Genomic DNA, 17,313 nt, shown 5'->3' with positions numbered 1-17,313 from the left:
AGCTTACTTATACTGTGGAGTGACCGCGATAATACCATCATGAGGCAGTTGGATCTTTTCTTTCATTTTCCAACTGTTGTCCATTGGTTCTATAAATACGGTAAATGCACCGCTATGTGGTTCATCAAATAAGCCCGTAAACTCACCGCTGGCGTTTTTAGTCAGCGTGACTGTAAAATCGTATTTCTCAATAGTACGGTGATAAAAAGAGAGCTTTAATGCGTGAACTTTAGAAGCATCGCCCTTAGTAAACTTAAAGATGACTTTCTGCTCTGCTACTTGCAGGTCACCATGTAAATAGAGCGCTTTTGCTTTATCAAACTTACTCAACTCTAGATTGATTGCTTTACCTTTTTTGTAGTAGTCATCAACGACCATATCTGGGCCATTACCGACTGCAAATGTAATGAGGAAAACACAGGCAACAACAGTAACGAGTGGGAAAAAAATTAAAAACCAAGGCCAAAAATTCTTATACCAAGGGGTAGGGTTCATAGTTGCTCACATGGCTATAAAACTTGCCCATATTCTACCGTAAATTGCGGTAAATACCTAAAAAAAAGCCTCCAAATGGAGGCTTTTTTGATCTCAAATAATGTTCTAAAAGCGAGGCCTATTGGTCTTGTGACAAGCTATAAACATACGCTGTTAGAAGGTGTACTTTATCTTCACCTAAGATATCTTTCCATGCTGGCATTACACCTGCACGACCATGGCGAAGTGTGTCTTCAACTGCACGCTGAGAACCACCGTATAGCCAGATATTGTCGGTTAAGTTCGGTGCACCAAATGGTAGATTATGTGCAACAGAACCTTTACCATCCATACCATGACAAGCTGCACACATTGCAAACTTAGCTTTACCAGCATCAGCATCTTTTTGGTTAACAGTTCGTCCAGAAAGGCTTAGTACATAAGCGGTCATTTCCTTTATGCCTTGATCACCAAGTGCATCTTGCCAACCAGGCATTGCGGCAACACGACCGTGAAGTAATGTCGCTTTAATTGCGTCTGGCGTGCCGCCATATAACCAGTCATTATCAGTTAGGTTAGGAAAGCCTGAGCCACCACGAGCATCAGAGCCATGGCACTGAGCACAGTTTTGCGAGAATAACCGCTGACCGATTTCAAGGGCTTCTTCATTTTTTGCAAGTGCAAGTACGTCTTGTTTTGCAAATTCTTGGAAGATAGGACCAAAGCGAGCTTCAGCTGCTTCGACTTCTTTATCAAGCTGTACCCACTGGCCATTTTCATGTGCTTCAGCAACCGCTTTCTTAGACTCTTCCAAGGTAGTAATACCTTGGTTAGAGCTCGTCCAGTTCAAGAAGCCTTTAAAGTTACCAAGACCTGGGTAAGCAGCAAGATAATATACTGACCAAACAAAAGTCGCGAAGAACATGTAAGTCCACCACTTTGGTAGTGGATTATTTAATTCCTCAATTCCGTCGAACTCGTGACCACAGCTTTCGCCTTCTTTGACACCTGTGTAGTTTTTCAGGTTCCAAATCAGCAGGCCGAAAATCAGAGCTAGACACGCTAGGGTTAGTACGATAACCCAAATACTCCAAAAGCTAGTCATTTTTCAGACTCCTTTTCCTCGTTAGAGATAGTGTTGTTGTGTTTTTTTTCATCTTCAAAAATGGCATTAGCAGCGTCGTCGAAACGGCGCTTAGACCGCTTGCTATATGCCCATACAACAATCACTATAAACAGTACCAAAATTACCAGAGTCAAAATGCCTCTGTATGTGCCGTAATCCATAACAATTACTTCAAATGTGTGCCAAGTTGTTGTAAGTAAGCGATAAGTGCTTGCATTTCTGTTGCACCTTCGCCACCGTTCATCGCGTGGATTTCATCCACTTGCGCTTGCAGTTCAGCATCATCACCGTAGCCTTTGCCATTGTAGCGGTCTGATGACTTATCAATACCAAATGCATCACGGAACACTTGTAATTTTTTCAGAGTATAAGTGGTATCTACTTTAGTGCTATCAAGCCAAGGATAGCCTGGCATGTTTGACTCAGGTACCACCGAGCGAGGATCCATTAAGTGTGCGTAGTGCCAGTCGTCAGAGTAACGCTGACCAACACGTGCCAAATCAGGACCTGTACGCTTAGAACCCCACTGGAATGGGTGATCCCATACAGATTCACCGGCTACAGAGTAGTGGCCATAGCGTTCAACTTCATCACGGAATGGACGAACCATTTGTGAGTGACAGTTGTAACAACCCTCACGAACATAAATGTCGCGGCCTTCCATTTCAAGCGCAGTAAGTGGTCGTAAGCCTTCTACTGGCTGAGTGGTATCTTTTTGGAACATTAGAGGAGTAATTTCAACTAGTGCACCGAAGCTAATCGCGAATACCGTTAGGATAGCCATCAGGCCAACGTTCTTTTCAACGATTTCGTGTTTGTTTGTTGAGTTATTATTGCTCATACTCAATACCCCTTAAGCCACTTGCGGGTTTGCATCAGTGGCAAGTTGACCACTTTTTGCAGTAACCGTACGGAATACGTTGTAAGCCATTACCAGCATACCAACTACGATGAATACACCGCCTAGGAATCGCATGATATAGAAAGGCTTAGAAGCTTCTAGTGACTGAACAAAGCTATACATCAATGTACCGTCAGCATTTACCGCACGCCACATTAGGCCTTGCATAACACCAGAGATCCACATTGCAACGATATAAAGCACAACACCTACTGTATGTAGCCAGAAATGCGTGTTAACTAGCTTGATACTATACATGTTACCGTGACCAAATAGGGCTGGGATTAGGTGGTAAATTGCACCGATAGAAATCATCGCAACCCAGCCTAGTGCACCTGAGTGTACGTGACCTACAGTCCAGTCTGTGTAGTGTGAAAGGGCATTTACAGACTTAATAGCCATCATTGGGCCTTCGAACGTAGACATACCGTAGAAAGATAGAGATACAACTAAGAAGCGCAGTACTGGGTCAGTACGCAGTTTGTGCCAAGCACCTGACAACGTCATGATACCGTTGATCATACCGCCCCAAGAAGGAACGAATAGGATAACTGACATCACCATACCTAAAGACTGTGTCCAATCAGGTAGTGCTGTGTAGTGAAGGTGGTGGGGACCTGCCCAAATATATAGAGAAACAAGAGCCCAGAAGTGAACAACCGATAGACGGTAAGAGTACACTGGACGACCTGCTTGTTTTGGTACGAAGTAGTACATCATACCTAAGAAACCAGCGGTAAGTAGGAAACCGACTGCGTTGTGACCATACCACCACTGAACCATCGCATCTACTGCACCTGCGTAGATTGAATAAGATTTAGTAAGTGATACAGGAATAGCCATACTGTTTACAATGTGAAGTACTGCAACAGTGATAATGAAACCAGCGTAGAACCAGTTTGCTACATAGATGTGTGACACTTTACGCTTGATAAGAGTACCAAAGAATACGACAGCATAAGTAACCCATACTACCGCGATTGCGATATCAATTGGCCACTCAAGTTCAGCGTATTCTTTTGAAGAAGTAATACCTAGAGGAAGCGTGATAGCCGCAGATACGATGATGGCTTGCCAACCCCAGAAGGTAAATGCGGCAAGTTTGTCAGAGAACAGGCGCGTTTGACACGTGCGCTGAACAACATAGTAAGAGGTTGCAAATAGTGCACTTGTACCAAATGCAAAGATTACTGCGTTCGTGTGTAACGGACGAAGTCTAGAGTAAGTTAACCATGGAATGTCGAAGTTTAACGCAGGCCACGCAAGTTGCGCTGCGATAAATACACCTACACCCATGCCAACAATGCCCCAAATCACTGTCATGATAGCGAATTGGCGTACAACTTTATAATTGTACTCAGTTTGTGATGCTACTGTTTGGCTCATTTTCTGGATTCCGCTGCAATTTATTGCGATTAGAAATGAATTACCTGAATTACAGGCCCTAGTTATATTTCTTCAGGCCCGTCATGTTTTAACTCAAAAGATGAGTAAAAACCTAACCAGCCCGAGAAACCTTTATTTTTGCGAGGAAATGATAATTTTTTTGCTTATGAAAAGATACCTAAAACGCCTAAAATTATGACATCAATCAAGTTTTCACACGCTTTTTGTTCGCTTCTTAAACAACCTAGCATTTGCCCTGAAACTTGCGTACACTGCGCAGGATTCAGAAGTGACGGTAAATCCCTCATGATTGCAAAGCAATTAACAATCGGGTTGCTAGGTGTTTTCCTCGTGGCCTGTTCAGACCCGACTACTATTATACATGAAAGTTCAGAAAAAAGTGAAAGTTCAGTAACAAGAAATGTCTGTAATTTTTCAGCGCCCTGTGATTTAACCCCACAAGTGCAGATTTATCTGGGCTCAGAGCTGGTTCAACCTGAAACAGAATTTACCATTGGGCTAAAAAGTGCGACTAAAGTAGAGGTCGTCTCGGCATGGCTTGAGGGAGAAAATATGAATATGGGGAGAATCCCGGTGTTCTTTGACAAAAATACACTGATAGCAAAAACCATGGTCGGTGTATGCACGGATAAGGCTATGCGTTGGATTTTGCGTTTAGCGCTAACCGTTAACGGCCAGTCTGTTACTACCAGTCATCCAATAGCTGTAAACTACCAATGAATAAATCTGTTTTTATCGAATATCTCAAGTTTGCACTTGAACAAAAGCTGATTGAAGCCACCGAAGCGGCAAACAGTGCACGTGCTGACGCTACCCATGAACAAAGTGCAGCCGAAACACAATACGACTCGTTGAGTATCGAGTATGGCTATTTAGCCGAAGGACAAAGTGAACGCGTTGATGCCATGCATTTGGCAAAACAAACGATATTCAATCAATTGACTTTAGCTGTGGGTAATATAATCACACATAATGCATTAGTTGAAATTGAAGACGAGCAGGGCGATTGTCATTGGTTCTATTTTGCACCTTGCGAAGGCGGGTTAAAAATCCAAACTAAAGAAACACCTGTGCTGGTGTTAACGTTTGATGCCCCCCTTGGCAAGCGGCTAAAAGGGTTAACCGTAGACGAAGATATTTCGTTTTTCTTCAAAGGCCAACAGCAAACGTTAACTGTGATGCAAATACTGTAGAGTGGTTTTATTTAGAGCCTGTTTATCTTTCAAGTTTGTTTTTGCAGCAGTTTGATTGGTATTTATACAGGGTGGAGCCTGCGTAGCATAGTTACTCTATGTGAGTCAGGCGATAAAGACTTTGTGCTCCTGCAAAGTCACCTTACCCCACATCCTTGAGAAGAAATGCTAATCAAGCGCTGTCCTCCCTAGTCTTACTACGAGAATAATTTCTTTCTTACTATTGCCCTGTATGTGCTTGGTGATTTTCCCATTAATTGCCGAAATACTCTGCTTAATTGCCCTTGTGAATTAAATCCACAAGCAAGGGCAATATCTTGAATGGAGAGGTTACTGCTCGCGAGCAGCTCTTTGCACATCTCAATACGCACCTGTTGTAAGTAGGCAACGGCGGTTTGTCCTGTTGCTTGTTTAAAGCGGCGGTTAAAGGTGCGATAGCTCAAATCAAATTGCGCCGCGACAGTGGGTAAAGAGATTTCCGATGCGGCATTATTTTTCAGCCAAAATTGAATTGCAGCGATTTGCTCATCAGCATGACGGTCCACAGCACCCTCTAAGTAGCGCTGTTCTTCGTAAGGCTTACGAATTTCATGAGAAAAGTTTTGCTGCACATGGTGTGCGGCTTCTATCCCGTATAGTAACTCAATAATATGAACAATTACATCGGCCAGCGCATTTAAGCTGGCTACAGTGTAGATCCGCTCTGATTGCGTGATAAAGTAATCCGGTTTTAACTCAACATTGGGATATAGCTGAGAAAATTGTTTGGCAAAATGCCAGTGGGTCGTTGCCGAATGCCCATCAAGCAGGCCAGAACTTGCTAAAAAGCAAACACCCGTGCCAACACCAATCAGTGTGCTTCCAGCGTCCCATGCATCCGCAAGCGACTCACTCAGCGCTTGGTTTTGTCTTACAATTGGCCTTGGGTTTCGCCATATGCTTGGCACAATAATGTAGTCATATAAAGGTAATGAGCTAACGTCACTTTGTGCCTCAAGCCTCATGTAATTATCGGCCTTGACTGCCTCGCCTTGGCTGCTGCAAAGGAGAACTTCTAAAGGAACATAAGCCTCTTTTAAATGTACTTTAGCAAAGGCTTGTCCGGCTTTGAGCATCTCCAGCGGTAAGGTGACACTGGTAACGAGCATATGCTTGTAAAGCACAATGGCGACCTTGGTACAGGATCTCATCTGCTCCGACCTCTTTGTTTTGGCGAAAAATGATTTATGTGTGGCGTATTTTGTAAAAACTTAAATTCGAATGCAATTAAAATCAAGTCATTATCTTAGTTCAGAAGTAGGAACGACATGACAGCATTGCCAATTATTGTAGGAATGGGGGGGATTAACGCCGCGGGGCGCACCTCTTTCCATCAAGGCTACAAACGTATTGTACTTGATAAGCTAAATGCTAAAGACCGACAAGAGACCTATTTGGGCCTTGCGAGTTTAATGAACTTAGTGCGTTATGAAGATGGTCAGCTGATTGACCAAAACGACCAAGTCGTTCAAGAGGTGGAGATTGAGTCGCGTTTTGGTGAGCAGATTTTAGCGGGAACGTTGATCCGTAAAATTGAAAAAAACCATTTTGATGTAGATGCGACTCCTTGGCAGCAAAAGCTCACAATGAAAGCAAATGATGACAGCAAGATAGTATTCAGTTGTCGTAAGCGTGACTTACCAGAGCCAGTTCCTGCAGCTTGGCAAGTGATTGAGCTTGATCCAAAAACGGTTGAAGTAACCATTGCGGACCAGATTGAAGTTAAGCACGATAGCTATAGAGACAATCCAATTAAAGCCGCAGGTCAATTACCAACGGGCTTTGAGCCGTCACTCATGTATAACAGCCGTTACCAACCACGCGGCCTTCAGGCGACGATTTTTGCTGCCACCGACGCTATCCGCTCAACGGGTCTTGAGTGGGATAAAGTGATGAATAGTGTTCGCCCAGATCAGATCGGCACATACTCCGCCTCTGTGGCAGGGCAAATGAATGATGAGGGCTTAGGTGGATTAGTACGTAGTCGTTTACGTGGCGACCGAGTAAGCACTAAGCAGTTGGCGTTAGGACTCAACACCATGTCCACTGACTTTATCAACGCTTATGTTACTGGCAGCGTTGGCACAACATTTACGACATCAGGTGCCTGTGCGACGTTTCTATATAACCTCCGCGCTGCAGTGAATGATATTCAGGCTGGCCGTACTCGAGTGGCGATTGTAGCCAGCGTTGAGTGTGCTATTACACCAGAGATCATTGAAGGCTTCGGTAATATGGGCGCACTCGCAAATGAAGAAGGTTTGCGTAAACTTGATGGTACTGAGCATGTAGATTATCGCAAAACAAGTCGTCCTTTTGGAGAAAACTGTGGCTTTACCATTGGTGAAGGTGCGCAAGTGGCGATTTTGATGGATGACGGCTTGGCGCTTGAGCTTGGGGCGCAGATTATGGGCTCTGTGGCCGATGTATATGTCAACGCCGACGGCGTGAAAAAGTCGATTACGGCACCTGGACCTGGTAACTATATTACCATGGCAAAATCGGTCGCGTTGGCTCAGCAAATCGCAGGTACTGAGGCATTAGCAAAACGCAGCTTTATTTTGGCACATGGTTCAAGTACACCACAAAACCGGGTTACTGAGTCGCTTATCTACCACAAAATTGCAGAAACTTTTGCGATTAATGGTTGGAAAGTGGCGGCGCCAAAAGCCTATGTTGGTCATACCATCGCGCCGGCATCTGGCGATCAGCTTGCGATGGCACTTGGGGTGTTCGAATACAATATTATGCCAGGGATCACCACGATGAATGCAGTGGCTGAAGATGTTCACGCAGAGCATTTAGATATTCGTACCGAGCACTATGAGTGCGAGCCAATGGATATCGCCTTTATAAATTCAAAGGGCTTTGGTGGTAACAATGCAACGGCAACGGTATTTTCTCCGAGGCTCACGAAGCAGCTACTAAGCAAGCGTTATAGCCAAGCTGAGTTTGCAAGTTACGAGCAACAACTTGCCATTACAACACAAAGACAAATTGCATATCAGCAAGCGGCCGATTATGGTCAGTACGAGCTCATTTACCGTTTTGGCAATGGCATGATTGATGAGTCTGAATTGAATTTAAGTCAGCGAGAGTTAACCATTCCTGGGTTCGAGCAAAGCATACAGCTTTGTCCAACGAATCCATACGGCGATTTAATCTGATGATTTGATACAAAGAATAGGGCATGTTGACCTTTGCTGTTTGATTTTTGTTCTCCTGAGTGTGTTTTGGTCGCGGCGCTCGACTTGCCGCCTAGTAATTTAGGCAAAAGTTGAGCAACAATGAACAACGCACTTAGGTGAACCCAAAGGGCAGCGATTGATTGGCATTTCTACTGTGTTGCCCCACAAGGATGTGGGGTAAAGTGACTTTGCAGGAGCACAAAGTCTTTATCGCCTGACTCACATAGAACAACTATGCTACGCAGGCTCTGCCTAGTATAAATGGTAATCAAACTGCTGCAAAAACAAACTTGAAAGATAAATAGGCACTAATGTTAAGCAAGCAAGGCGTACAGGGAGTACGCCTTTTTTATTTTCGGCCCTAAACCACCTACTTCAGTAGGTGGTTATCATCATTTAGGCTTTGCCTGAAAAAATACTCATGTTAATTCCTTACTTGATTTTTAGCGAAGTCATATAAGGAAAAACAAGTTATGGGAAACCATTTTTGGCAGAGAGGGTACTTCGTAGATACTGTAGGGATAAATGAAGAAATAATAAGGCGGTATGTCAGGCACCAAGAAAAGGAAGAGGTGCAAGAGCAGGCGCAGTTAACACTTCAGTAAACAACGCCCCCTTCTAGGGGGCTAATGCAAAGCCACCTTCTTTAGAAGGTGGATCTTTTACTTTTAGCTTAGTGCTCAAATGCGCAAACAGTATTCAGGTTTATCTCAGATATTTAGCATGAAACTCAAGGTGATGTTCAATAAAGCTCGAGATAAAGAAATAGCTATGATCGTAACCTTCATGCATGTTTAGCGTGATAGGGTAGTTTGCTTTTTCTGCAGCTTGTTCGAATAACCAAGGTTTTAGCTGCTCGTCTAAAAACTGGTCACTTGAACCTTGCTCAATGAGTATCGGGCGTTTTGTTGGTCCAACATAGTGCGACAAGAGTTCGGTCGCGTCATATTGTTGCCAGCGCTGTTTGTCGTCACCTAAATATCCTGTTAGCGCTTTTTGACCCCAGGGGCAGTTACTTGGGTTAACGATTGGGCTAAATGCTGAGATACTCGTATAGGCGTCAGGGTTTCTAAGCCCAATAATTAATGCACCATGACCACCCATGGAGTGGCCACTAATGGCTTTTTGCGGGCTAACTGGGAAGTGCGCTTCGATTAACTGAGGCAGCTCTTCAGTCACGTAGTCATACATTTGATAATGTTGACTATATGGCGCCTGTGTCGCATTGACGTAAAACCCTGCACCTAGACCAAAGTCATAAGCACCATTTTCGTCATCTGCAACGCCTTCTCCGCGCGGGCTTGTATCTGGTGCGACAATAGCGATGCCAAGCTCGTTGGCTTTTTTAAACGCGCCTGCTTTTTGCATGAAGTTTTCATCGCTGCAAGTTAAGCCTGAGAGCCAATATAGAACCGGGACTTGTTGTCCTCCATTGACGATTTCAGGTAAAAAAATGGCGAAGGTCATTTCACACTGCGTCGACTGGCTGGTATGTTTGTAGCGCTTATGCCAACCGCCGGATACTTTGTTGCTGGAAATCAGTTCCATCAAGTGCTCCTTAATTAAGTGAAATAGGACGCAACCTGTGCGTCCTTGAACGGGTACTAGTAATGGATCACAGAACGGATACTCTTGCCTTCATGCATTAAATCAAAGGCTTCATTAATATCTTCGAGCTTCATGGTATGAGTGATAAAGTCATTGAGTTTGAATTCACCAGCCATATAGCGTTCAACAATCTCAGGAAGCTCTGAGCGACCTTTTACGCCACCAAAAGCACTACCGCGCCATACGCGACCAGTAACCAATTGGAATGGGCGTGTTGAAATTTCTTGTCCAGCCCCAGCAACACCGATGATCACCGACTCACCCCAGCCTTTGTGACAGCACTCAAGGGCACTTCTCATGACATCCACGTTACCGATACATTCGAACGAGAAATCCACACCGCCATCGGTCATTTCAACGATCACTTCTTGAATAGGTTTGTCGAAGTTTTTCGGGTTGATAAGATCGGTTGCCCCAAGCTTTGTCGCCAGCTCAAACTTATCTTCATTGATGTCGATACCGATGATCCGACTCGCGCCAGCCATTGCCGCGCCAATGATAGCGGACAAGCCGATCCCACCTAGGCCAAAAATGGCGACGGTATCGCCTTTTTGCACTTTAGCGGTATTCATTACTGCGCCCATTCCTGTTGTAACGCCACAGCCAAGCAAGCAGATCTCCTCAAGAGGTGCTTCTTTGTTTACCTTAGCCAAGGAAATTTCTGGCAGTACAGTGTACTCAGAGAACGTTGACGTGCCCATGTAGTGATAAATTGGTTGGCCATCTTTATAAAAGCGGGTTGTGCCATCAGGCATCAAGCCTTTACCTTGGGTTTCACGGATCTGCTGACAAAGGTTCGTTTTACCAGACTTACAAAACTTACATTCGCCACACTCCGGTGTGTACAATGGGATCACGTGGTCGCCAACGGCAACACTGGTAACGCCTTCACCAACCGCTTCAACAATACCTGCGCCTTCATGACCTAAAATGGCTGGGAATACGCCCTCAGGATCGTCGCCAGACAGGGTGAAAGCATCGGTATGACATACGCCCGTTGCGGTAATTTTAACTAAGACTTCGCCTTTTTGCGGTGGCATAACATCAACTTCTTCAATACTAAGCGGTTGACCTGGACCCCAAGCGATTGCTGCTTTAGATTTAATAAATTCAGACATGGTTTGTTCCTTTCTTAAAAGTTGATAGCAGTATAACTACATTATGATTTTTGATAATCTATAAAAATTATAAAGACTTTTACGTACATGTAATAATGGATAGATGGATTGGCATTGATGAGTTTGTTGCGGTCGCGAGTAATGGCTCATTTAGCGGGGCTGCAACTCAGTTAAATACTTCGGTTGCACAAATTAGTCGCCGAGTGAAAATGTTAGAGGAGCGGCTCAACATACAACTTTTGACGCGCACCACCCGAAAATTAGCGCTGACTCAGGAAGGAGAAGTATTTTTATCTCACGCAAAGCATTTGCAGCATGGATTAGATGACGCCACTGCTGCGATTCGTCAACGTGATAGACAGCCAACAGGTAAACTTAAGCTTACCGCACCGGTGATGTATGGCGAATCTTATGTCATGCCTGCCGTGGTTGACTTTATGCGTTTGTATCCAAAAGTAGAAGTTGAAATGCATTTGACGAACAACCAAGTCGACTTGCTCGATAAGGGCTTTGACTTGGCCATTCGCCTCGGTAAGTTACAGGATTCATCACTGCGCGCTAAACGGCTAACCACACGTAAAACCATGGTGTGTGGCGCGAATATCTATTTAAATCAATTTGGCCAACCACATACGCTCGCTGAGCTTAGCAATCATAAATGTTTGATTGGTAATAGCAGCGAATGGCGCTTTGTTGAGCATGGTAAAGCGCGGCAAATTAGAGTGGCGGGGCCACTGCGTTGCAACAGTGGTTGGGGGCTTTTGAAAGCAGCAAAGCAAGGCTTAGGTTTGGTACAGTTACCACACTATTATGTGCAAGAGGCGCTAGAGAGAGGTGAGTTAACAGAGGTACTAACCAGCTTTAGACCTGAAGAAGAGGGCGTCTGGGCGCTGTATCCACCCAGACAATTTGTCGCCACCAGCTTACGGTTATTACTGGATCACTTGAGTGCGCACTTTAATAAGTTTTAGCCATAGTATCAATGGCTTGACTGAGTGCTATTTCACGACTATCACAAAATGCGCGGTCGCCTAGACGGTCATGAATGTTTAAGCGCTTCAGTTTGTCGGTGGTTTCCAAATTCGGTGAGTAGATAAATACACTACAGTCAGCATCGAGTGCATCTGTAATTGCATTTTCAATGGCCAAGCCTACGGTGACATCAATCATAGCTACGTCGCTTAGATCTAATACCATGGCTTTGTATTCACTAATCTTGCGGTGTTGTCTTGCGATTGCTTTTGAGACGCTAAAAATCATTGGACCGGAAAGATAAAAGAATAATAATTTACCGTTGGCTTTATCTAACAGCTCGCTTTCTTTTTTCGTAAGAGGCACATCTTCATCGCTATCACTGTCACTAATTGCTTTTACGTGATTGGCTTGCACTCGGCTTAATCTCTCTATGATCATTACATTAGAGATAAATACGCCAAGGCCCACGGCAACAATCAGGTCAACAAAAACGGTAAGGAGCATTACGCCATACATAATCGCCATTTGACTGACACTAAGCTTATGAGCACGCTGGATAAAACTCCAATCCAGAATATTAAAACCAACATACACAGCAATACCAGCAAGCACCGCCATTGGGATTGGCTCGGTCAGGCTGCCCGCGATAAAGACCACGGCCATTAAAATTAGTGCCCTGAATATGCCAGCGATTGGCGAGCGAGCGCCCACTTGAATATTGACCACAGTTCCCATCGTTGCGCCAGCACCTGGCAATGCACCAAAAAGGCCAGCTATCATATTGGCAATACCTTGGCCTCTAAGTTCTTTATCAGAATCATGTTCGGTTCGCGTTAAACTGTCGGCTATTACTGCTGTTAGCAACGTATCTATACAACCCAAAGTGCCCAGTACCAGTGCGTCGATTAGCATTTCAACGAATAGCTCCGGTGATAATACTGGAAACACAATACTTGGCAGGCCACTTGGAATTTCTCCAATGCGGCGAATACTATCTGTATCAAAGATAATGATTGAAAGCAGTGTAACGGCGACGAGTGCGACCAGCTGAGCGGGGACGTATTGACGCCATTTACTTGGCATTTTAAATAATATTGCAAGTGTGATCGCTCCGAGGAACAACTCAGAAAAGTGTAAGTCCATCAGCAGGCTAGGCAAGTTAGACAAAGTGCCAACAACACCACCTGCAGGCGCTTGATGTCCAAGTAAAGGAGCGAGCTGCAGAATAATGAGGATAACACCAATGCCAGACATAAATCCGGAGATGACGCTGTAAGGCATCAAGGTAACATATTTACCTAACTTGAGCGTACCAAGTAAAACCTGAAAAGCACCTGCCATCATGACAACAGTAAAGCCCATCGCAAGACCATTTTCGGGGTACTTGCTCATCATGGCGGTGAGTACTGCTGTCATGATAACAGTCATTGGGCCGGTTGGTTCAGAAATGAGGGAGGTCGAACCACCGAACAGCGCGGCAAATAAGCCAACTAAAATTGCGCCCCACATCCCAGCTTCTGCGCCAGCGCCAGAGGCAACTCCAAAAGCGAGTGCGAGTGGTAAAGAAATAATTGCAGTGGTTACACCACCGAATAGGTCACCTTTTAAAGAGGCGTTTTTAAATCTCTTAAGTGTGATCATACTTTTGACTTTAACGATCAAAGAATTGACGGCATTCTACTGATAAATAGCACGGAGTGCTACGAAGGACTGGTATTACCATTTGTCTGCTCAGTAAAATTCGGACACAAAAAAGCCAGTCTAAAAAGACTGGCTTTTCAATTACTGCTTAGTCAACCTGAGCAGGAGAGGCCATCTTGGCGCTCGCTCTACCAGTTGGTGACTTAGAACCAACACCCAAGCCACTATTTGTTACAGCCTGACGCTGTTCTTGTGGCATTGCTGATGGTGTTTCCCCCACGACATCCTCAATCACGCTTTGTGCTTTTGTCATTGGCGCGGCAGCCGTTTGGTTGAAGCGTACACGGCTTTGTACTGAATTACCGTTTACTATCTGTTGAGTAGGTGCTTCAATAGCGTCAGCGGCTGGTGTCTCTTCAGCTGAAGATTCAGTAGCTGCTTCAGCGACTGTTGTTTCCACAACCGCTTCTGTTGCTGGCTCTTGAACTTCTGCAGTTGCCTCAGTGTCAGAAGCCTGAGTTTCTTCTACAACTGCAGTTTCAGTCTCAGCTTCAACCTTCTCCTCTGTCATTTCAGCTTGCTCAGTATCCACTGTGTCAGCGATTGGCTCAGCGTTGACCTCTTTTGCTTCTTTTGGCTGTGTAGCTTCTACTTCTTCTGCGACTACTTCGTCAGCAATTGCGGATGTTTCAGGCTGTGCAGTTTGTTGCAATGGCGCTTCAGCAGTGGTTGCCTCGACTTCGTTTGCAGGCTCCACTTGTTGCGCTGCATTTTCGTCAGCATGTACTTCGGCTGGCGTAGTTTCGACATGCTGCTCTGCATCAGTTTGTGTCTCAGAAACTGTCGCTTCTGCTGCTGGTGCATTGTCTGCTGTTACCGTTTCAGGTGACAATTGAGTCTCAACTGTACTTGCTTCTTGCTGCACTTCCGCTTGAGTTTCACTGTCAGAAGATTTCGCTTTGAGCTCAGCTTCGTATTCTGCAGCGGCTTGATCTGCTACGGGTACAAATGCAGCAGCTTGACCTTTTTCGGGCGTATCCTGACGACGGCGACGTTGACCTGCTGCTCTCAGATGACGCGGAGAACGTCTAGAGCGAGTGCGGCCTTCTTTATTTTCGTCATCGATTTGCGATTCTGAAAGTTCAGCAGATACCACCTCGGTAACATCGTTTTGTTCGTGGCGCTCAGTGTTAGCAGTTTCTTGCTGCTTTGTTTGAGCGTTTACGTCAGCTTGTTCAGAACGTGATACTACTTGTTCGTTAGTTGCAGACTCTTGTTCTGATTTGTCAGCGACAGGTTTCGCTTTTCTTTGCCTTGGCTTTTGTTCAGCTTTAGACTCAGATGCCGTTTTCGCTGGTTGTTCAAGCGGCTTTGCTTCTACTTTCACTTCTTCAGTGCTAGCTTGCTCTGAGGTGTTAGTATCCTGCGCATTGGTTTCTTCCACACGTACCTTCTTGCGAAGGTTACGTCTTTGTCGGCGTGGTTTTACTGTCGCTTCTTTAACTGGCGCGTCTTTAGCCTCAACCGTTTCGGCGTTCTCGTTTACAGATCCCTTTGCTGGACGGTTTGCTTTGTCCTGATCTTGGCGTTTTCTGTTATTTGGACGACGGCGTTTGCGGTTATCACCTCGTTGCTCGTTACTGTTGTTTTCGTCTTTCGATTCAACCGTTGTTTCTTTTTGTTGATCGTTACGACGGCGGTTATTGTTACGACGACGATTGTTATTATTGCGACGGCGATTATCACGGTTGTTATCGCGTGATGATTTTTCTTCAGAAGGCTTGTTTTCTTCTTGATTATCGCTGTCACTAGCAAATAGGCTCTTGAACCATTGACCAATCTTTGCAAACAGGCTGGTGCCGTTTTGAGCAGGTTGTGCTTGTGGCTTGCGCGTTTGTGGTTTTGCTGCTTGAGCTGGAGTAGGGGCTGGCGCAGGCGCCGGTGCATCAGGCATAACGACACCTTTTAACACAGGCTCCTCTTTCACAATCGCTTGAGCTCGAGCAATTTCAACGACTTCAGGCTCAGGTGCAGTGATCTGCTCATAGCTCGCAGCTTCAGTTGTCTCATCTTTACGCAATCTAACCACTTCATAGTGCGGTGTTTCTAGGTGTTGGTTAGGAATGATAACAACGTGGCACTCGTGGCGCTTTTCGATGCGTTGCACAGAACGACGCTTCTCATTTAATAGATAAGCACCAACAGCGACAGGCACTTGGGCGTTGACCTGAGCTGTATTATCTTTGATCGCTTCTTCTTCGATTAGACGCAAGATAGACAAAGCAATGGATTCGTTTGAGCGAATGGTGCCTTGGCCGTCACAGCGTGGACACGTATGTTGGCTCGCTTCACCTAAAGACGGACGCAAACGTTGACGCGACATTTCTAATAAGCCGAAACGAGAAATCTTACCGATTTGCACGCGAGCACGGTCAGTACGAACGGCTTCTTTCAAGCGGTTTTCTACTTCACGTTGATGGCGAGGCGGAGTCATATCGATAAAGTCGATAACGATTAATCCACCTAAGTCACGTAAACGTAACTGGCGTGCAATCTCGTCAGCGGCTTCTAGGTTAGTATTCAGTGCAGTCTCTTCGATATCACCACCTTTCGTCGCTTTTGACGAGTTGATATCGATAGAAGTGAGTGCTTCTGTTGGATCAATAACGATAGAACCACCTGAAGGCAAACGCACTTCACGCTGGAAAGCTGACTCAATTTGACTCTCAATTTGATAATGCGTAAATAACGGCACATCGTTTTGATAAAGCTTAACACGATTGATGAAATCTGGACGGAAACGCTCGATATGCGCCTTCGCTTCTTCAAAAACACGCGGTTTATCAATTAGGATCTCACCGATATCACGACGTAAATAATCGCGAATTGCACGGAAGATCACGTTACTTTCTTGGTGAATTAAGAAGGGTGCTTTACCGCTATTTGCCGCATTTTGGATTGCGTCCCAATGAACAAGTAACGCCTTAAGGTCGTACTCTAGTTCTTCGAAAGATTTACCCACGCCCGCGGTGCGAACGATAAGACCCATACCTTTAGGTACGTTTAAGCGACTCAATGCTTCTTTTAGCTCAATGCGCTCGTCACCTTCGATACGACGTGAAATACCGCCAGCCCTTGGGTTATTAGGCATTAATACCAAGTAACTACCAGCGACGCTGATAAACGTTGTGAGTGCCGCGCCTTTTTGACCACGTTCTTCTTTATCAACCTGAACGATGACTTCTTGACCTTCTTTGATCACGTCTTTGATGTTAGGGCGACCATTGAATGTATAGCCATCTGGGAAATACGTTTTAGCGATTTCTTTTAAAGGAAGGAATCCGTGACGCTCGGCGCCATAATCAACAAATGCGGCTTCTAGGGATGGTTCGATACGGGTAATTTTACCCTTATAGATATTGGCTTTTTTCTGTTCGTGACCAGGGCTTTCTATATCTAGATCGTATAGACGCTGGCCGTCAACCAGTGCCACGCGCATTTCTTCTTGCTGCGTTGCATTGATCAGCATACGTTTCATATTGTAATTCTCTACTTAATTTATTCACAGCGCCTGATACGTCTTGCCAGCGACAGCGTGTTACACCTTGGATGTTCCTATTAAATGATGCAGTCTCACGACTGG

At 45.0% G+C, this 17,313-nt stretch carries 14 protein-coding genes and 2 pseudogenes; 5 read left to right on the top strand and 11 right to left on the bottom strand.

Features of this window, described 5'->3' with window-relative positions; translation table 11 throughout:
- Positions 1-3: 3 nt before the first annotated feature.
- The 5 genes from CWC03_RS06215 to ccoN all read right to left on the bottom strand — a co-directional run bounded on the left by CWC03_RS06215 (position 4) and on the right by ccoN (position 3,887).
- Complete coding sequence (locus CWC03_RS06215; protein WP_138581016.1) at positions 4-495, bottom strand: FixH family protein; 492 nt, start codon at positions 493-495, stop codon at positions 4-6.
- Positions 496-613: 118 nt separating this feature from the next.
- Positions 614-1,579: a cytochrome-c oxidase, cbb3-type subunit III gene (ccoP, locus tag CWC03_RS06210; RefSeq protein WP_138581015.1), complete on the bottom strand. Its 966-nt coding sequence runs from the start codon at positions 1,577-1,579 to the stop codon at positions 614-616.
- Positions 1,576-1,761, bottom strand: coding sequence for a cbb3-type cytochrome oxidase subunit 3 (locus tag CWC03_RS06205; protein WP_010373992.1), 186 nt, complete (start codon positions 1,759-1,761; stop codon positions 1,576-1,578). The genes ccoP and CWC03_RS06205 overlap by 4 nt, the downstream gene beginning before the upstream one ends.
- Positions 1,762-1,766: 5 nt before the next feature.
- Positions 1,767-2,441, bottom strand: a complete 675-nt coding sequence (gene ccoO, locus CWC03_RS06200; RefSeq protein ID WP_099028746.1) for a cytochrome-c oxidase, cbb3-type subunit II — start codon at positions 2,439-2,441, stop codon at positions 1,767-1,769.
- Positions 2,442-2,453: 12 nt separating this feature from the next.
- Entirely contained in the window at positions 2,454-3,887 is a 1,434-nt protein-coding gene (gene ccoN, locus CWC03_RS06195) for a cytochrome-c oxidase, cbb3-type subunit I (protein WP_010373997.1), read from the bottom strand.
- Between the two features lie 306 nt (positions 3,888-4,193).
- Between ccoN and CWC03_RS06190 the strand changes: the two genes are divergently transcribed.
- The gene (locus CWC03_RS06190; protein ID WP_138581014.1) at positions 4,194-4,628 is read left to right on the top strand and encodes a hypothetical protein; all 435 of its coding nucleotides are present in this window, start codon (positions 4,194-4,196) and stop codon (positions 4,626-4,628) included.
- A complete protein-coding gene (locus CWC03_RS06185) occupies positions 4,625-5,101 on the top strand; it encodes a transcription elongation factor GreAB (protein ID WP_138581013.1) in 477 nt (158 codons plus the stop codon). The genes CWC03_RS06190 and CWC03_RS06185 overlap by 4 nt, the downstream gene beginning before the upstream one ends.
- 197 nt (positions 5,102-5,298) lie before the next feature.
- Here CWC03_RS06185 and CWC03_RS06175 read toward each other — a convergent pair whose 3' ends face one another.
- Positions 5,299-6,291: a GlxA family transcriptional regulator gene (locus CWC03_RS06175; RefSeq protein ID WP_138581012.1), complete on the bottom strand. Its 993-nt coding sequence runs from the start codon at positions 6,289-6,291 to the stop codon at positions 5,299-5,301.
- A 117-nt stretch (positions 6,292-6,408) separates the two neighbouring features.
- Here CWC03_RS06175 and CWC03_RS06170 point away from each other — a divergent pair, with 117 nt between their 5' ends.
- Positions 6,409-8,307 carry a beta-ketoacyl synthase gene (locus CWC03_RS06170; RefSeq protein WP_138581011.1) on the top strand — a complete coding sequence of 633 codons (1,899 nt, stop codon included), beginning with the start codon at positions 6,409-6,411 and terminating at the stop codon, positions 8,305-8,307.
- Here the strand turns inward: CWC03_RS06170 and CWC03_RS23925 are convergent.
- A pseudogene (locus tag CWC03_RS23925) lies at positions 8,229-8,475 on the bottom strand (hypothetical protein). The gene CWC03_RS06170 and the pseudogene CWC03_RS23925 sit on opposite strands and share 79 nt — an antisense overlap.
- A gap of 317 nt (positions 8,476-8,792) precedes the next feature.
- Between CWC03_RS23925 and CWC03_RS06165 the strand changes: the two are divergent.
- Positions 8,793-8,933, top strand: a pseudogene (locus CWC03_RS06165) (transposase); the annotation flags it as partial.
- A 100-nt stretch (positions 8,934-9,033) separates the two neighbouring features.
- Here CWC03_RS06165 and fghA read toward each other — a convergent pair.
- Both fghA and CWC03_RS06155 read right to left on the bottom strand, forming a co-directional pair.
- Positions 9,034-9,876, bottom strand: a complete 843-nt coding sequence (gene fghA / locus CWC03_RS06160) for an S-formylglutathione hydrolase (protein WP_138581010.1) — start codon at positions 9,874-9,876, stop codon at positions 9,034-9,036.
- A gap of 56 nt (positions 9,877-9,932) precedes the next feature.
- Positions 9,933-11,054: an S-(hydroxymethyl)glutathione dehydrogenase/class III alcohol dehydrogenase gene (locus CWC03_RS06155; RefSeq protein WP_138581009.1), complete on the bottom strand. Its 1,122-nt coding sequence runs from the start codon at positions 11,052-11,054 to the stop codon at positions 9,933-9,935.
- A gap of 95 nt (positions 11,055-11,149) precedes the next feature.
- On the opposite strand from CWC03_RS06155, the gene CWC03_RS06150 reads away from it, so the two are divergent.
- A complete protein-coding gene (locus CWC03_RS06150; RefSeq protein ID WP_138581008.1) occupies positions 11,150-12,025 on the top strand; it encodes a LysR substrate-binding domain-containing protein in 876 nt (291 codons plus the stop codon).
- Here the strand turns inward: CWC03_RS06150 and CWC03_RS06145 are convergent.
- Together CWC03_RS06145 and rne are read right to left on the bottom strand one after the other, a co-directional pair.
- A complete protein-coding gene (locus tag CWC03_RS06145; RefSeq protein ID WP_171040212.1) occupies positions 12,012-13,670 on the bottom strand; it encodes a SulP family inorganic anion transporter in 1,659 nt (552 codons plus the stop codon). The genes CWC03_RS06150 and CWC03_RS06145 overlap by 14 nt on opposite strands.
- A gap of 148 nt (positions 13,671-13,818) precedes the next feature.
- Positions 13,819-17,208: a ribonuclease E gene (rne, locus tag CWC03_RS06140; protein WP_138581007.1), complete on the bottom strand. Its 3,390-nt coding sequence runs from the start codon at positions 17,206-17,208 to the stop codon at positions 13,819-13,821.
- Positions 17,209-17,313: the final 105 nt, after the last annotated feature.

The sequence above is a fragment of the Pseudoalteromonas sp. S2755 genome (genome assembly GCF_005886535.1).
Lineage (GTDB): Bacteria > Pseudomonadota > Gammaproteobacteria > Enterobacterales > Alteromonadaceae > Pseudoalteromonas.
Note: the sequence above shows the minus strand (reverse complement) of the source record. Positions and strands in the feature narration are given on the sequence as shown.

Coding starts and splice junctions, on each gene's coding strand:
- CWC03_RS06215 (WP_138581016.1), bottom strand. CDS start 495: ATGAACCCTACCCCTTGGTATAAGAATTTTTGGCCTTGGTTTTTAATT.
- ccoP (WP_138581015.1), bottom strand. CDS start 1,579: ATGACTAGCTTTTGGAGTATTTGGGTTATCGTACTAACCCTAGCGTGT.
- CWC03_RS06205 (WP_010373992.1), bottom strand. CDS start 1,761: ATGGATTACGGCACATACAGAGGCATTTTGACTCTGGTAATTTTGGTA.
- ccoO (WP_099028746.1), bottom strand. CDS start 2,441: ATGAGCAATAATAACTCAACAAACAAACACGAAATCGTTGAAAAGAAC.
- ccoN (WP_010373997.1), bottom strand. CDS start 3,887: ATGAGCCAAACAGTAGCATCACAAACTGAGTACAATTATAAAGTTGTA.
- CWC03_RS06190 (WP_138581014.1), top strand. CDS start 4,194: ATGATTGCAAAGCAATTAACAATCGGGTTGCTAGGTGTTTTCCTCGTG.
- CWC03_RS06185 (WP_138581013.1), top strand. CDS start 4,625: ATGAATAAATCTGTTTTTATCGAATATCTCAAGTTTGCACTTGAACAA.
- CWC03_RS06175 (WP_138581012.1), bottom strand. CDS start 6,291: ATGAGATCCTGTACCAAGGTCGCCATTGTGCTTTACAAGCATATGCTC.
- CWC03_RS06170 (WP_138581011.1), top strand. CDS start 6,409: ATGACAGCATTGCCAATTATTGTAGGAATGGGGGGGATTAACGCCGCG.
- fghA (WP_138581010.1), bottom strand. CDS start 9,876: ATGGAACTGATTTCCAGCAACAAAGTATCCGGCGGTTGGCATAAGCGC.
- CWC03_RS06155 (WP_138581009.1), bottom strand. CDS start 11,054: ATGTCTGAATTTATTAAATCTAAAGCAGCAATCGCTTGGGGTCCAGGT.
- CWC03_RS06150 (WP_138581008.1), top strand. CDS start 11,150: ATGGATAGATGGATTGGCATTGATGAGTTTGTTGCGGTCGCGAGTAAT.
- CWC03_RS06145 (WP_171040212.1), bottom strand. CDS start 13,670: ATGATCACACTTAAGAGATTTAAAAACGCCTCTTTAAAAGGTGACCTA.
- rne (WP_138581007.1), bottom strand. CDS start 17,208: ATGAAACGTATGCTGATCAATGCAACGCAGCAAGAAGAAATGCGCGTG.